The organism is Zavarzinella formosa DSM 19928 (assembly GCF_000255705.1).
Classification (GTDB): Bacteria; Planctomycetota; Planctomycetia; order Gemmatales; family Gemmataceae; genus Zavarzinella; species Zavarzinella formosa.
In genome coordinates, this window is record NZ_JH636443.1 from 20646 (window position 1) to 22838 (window position 2193).

The 2193-nt window shown below is 56.5% G+C and carries 2 protein-coding genes; one reads left to right on the top strand and one right to left on the bottom strand.

Annotation, left to right across the window (positions count from 1 at the left end; genetic code table 11):
- The first annotated feature begins 693 nt into the window (after window positions 1-693).
- Window positions 694-1473 carry a phosphoribosylformylglycinamidine synthase subunit PurQ gene (locus BGIM_RS0125280; protein ID WP_020472496.1) on the top strand — a complete coding sequence of 260 codons (780 nt, stop codon included), beginning with the start codon at window positions 694-696 and terminating at the stop codon, window positions 1471-1473.
- Between the two features lie 298 nt (window positions 1474-1771).
- Here BGIM_RS0125280 and BGIM_RS0125290 read toward each other — a convergent pair whose 3' ends face one another.
- Window positions 1772-1960 carry a Flp family type IVb pilin gene (locus tag BGIM_RS0125290; RefSeq protein WP_020472498.1) on the bottom strand — a complete coding sequence of 63 codons (189 nt, stop codon included), beginning with the start codon at window positions 1958-1960 and terminating at the stop codon, window positions 1772-1774.
- Window positions 1961-2193 lie beyond the last annotated feature (233 nt).

Sequence of the window (2193 nt, forward strand, 5' to 3'; positions counted from 1 at the left end):
AGGCCGGCTATCCTCAACCACCGGGTAGGTACCCATGCATTACTGCCCCTTTCGCCACTTCCGCCAGTATTGCTACTGGCATTCGTTCGACTTGCATGCCTAATCCATGCCGCCAACGTTCGTTCTGAGCCAGGATCAAACCCTTCACAGTGTGTTTCATAAACAGGTCTTGCGACCCGGTATTTAACAAGAAGCAGTTTGGGCCGCTCAAGAATCAAACTCAAATTCATTGCGTCCGGCCACCCGGTTTCCCGAGCAACCGGTTTCGTCTGAAGTGAGTCGATTGCCCAAGCGGCAATCATCTTACCCACCTCACGAAAAGGTCTCATTAATCTTCAGGTTGTCAAAGATCGACTGGAACACCAAACCACTTCCACAGGGCTTTTAACTCCTGTTTCCATCGTCTGACTTTTCAATCTCACCGGTTGGGTGATGCGGATATCTTAACCGACGAGGCTCTAGTGTCAAGCAAATGAGATGGATTTTTTGGGAAAAGCTTCTGGGACCCCCACGGGAGAGCGTGGGGTGCTGGGGCTGGATAGGTTCGAATGCAGCGGTCTGGTCGCTTACTCGATCAACGGAAGTCCTTGCGAAATACTGGCAAAGGATCGTACCGCACCGTACAAAGACATCATGGTGCGATCATCGTATCGTGTCAAGAAAATACCTCGTTCTCCGCAAGGATTTTTTTTCATGGCGACGCCAAGCGTGCTCATCCTGCGGGCTCCCGGAGCCAACTGCGACATGGAAGCCCAATTCGCCTTTGAACAGGCCGGGGCGGTCGCCAAACGGATTCACATCAATCGGCTTCGTGAGAATCCCGCCCTGCTCCACCAATACCAGATACTCATGATCCCCGGCGGCTTTAGCTTTGGGGACGACGTGGCGGCCGGGAAGATTCTCGCCAACCAACTCACGGCCTTTCTCTCGGACGAACTCCGCAAGTTCCGTGACAGGGAGAAGTTAATCCTCGGCGTCTGCAACGGGTTCCAGGCGATTTTGAAGGCGGGGCTGCTTCTGCCTTCTGATGAGGAGGGGCCAATGGTCACGCTCGCCCACAACACCCAAGGGAAGTTTGAGGACCGTTGGATTCACTTGGCGACCGTCCCCGGCAACAAATCCCCCTTTCTCAAGGGGATCAACCAGATGTATTTGCCGATCGCCCACGGCGAGGGCAACTTCGTTTGTCGCAAAGAGTGGATTTTGAAGGGTTTGGAGCAAGCCGGGCAGGTGGTACTTCGTTACGCCAGCCCCGGCGGCGGGGCGCCGAACGGGTTTCCGGATAATCCCAACGGCTCCCAAGGAGACATCGCCGGGGTGTGCGACGCTTCGGGCCGAGTCATGGGCTTGATGCCGCACCCGGAGCGGCACATCCTGCCGACGCAACATCCCCGCTGGACTCGCGAGGGACTGAAAAAGGAAGGCGACGGTCTACAACTCTTCCGCAACGCCGTCGAGTTTTTCGCGGAATGACTCCGGTGTCATTCCAAACGAAAACAGCCCCCGAAGAATCCGGGGGCTGCGAAATCACTTCAGATAAATAATGTCGTGAAATGAATCAACTGGACGCGGCTTTGTCGCCAACAGTGGAAAAAGCTTTGTCGGCGCTTTGGCCGAGCGTCGTGATCGCGACGATGCACATCACCACAATCAGGGCCAGCATCACTGGCATTTATCAACAACGCACAAAAGCCCGGAACACCCCAATACTCTGCGTGCCGGGGTGTTCCGGGCTTTTGTTGCGATTTCTCGGTACTTTTCAGACCCAGGCTCACGTCCCGCCGGTGCCGGTGATGCCGGTGTTCACGCTGGAGAAGGTCTTGCTGGCGCTCTGGCCGAGCGTCGTGATCGCGGCGATGCACACCACCACGATCAAAGCCAGCATCACGGCGTACTCAACAGCCGTCGGGCCGTCTTCCTTCTTCATGAACGAAACGAACTTCTTGGTCAACTGACGCATGGGAACTCCCGGTGTGTTGGCCGTCCAACAATCCTGTTGCTGACGGGCCGATTCTTAGATGGTTGGTTTGAGAAACCGGCGGGCCGTCTCGCGGAACCACCGGAAATGATCACGTCGCTTTTTCGTCGCATGCCGGCGACATTCAGGCTCACGTCCCGCCGGTGCCGGTGATGCCGGTGTTCACGCTGGAGAAGGTCTTGCTGGCGCTCTGGCCGAGCGTCGTGATCGCGGCG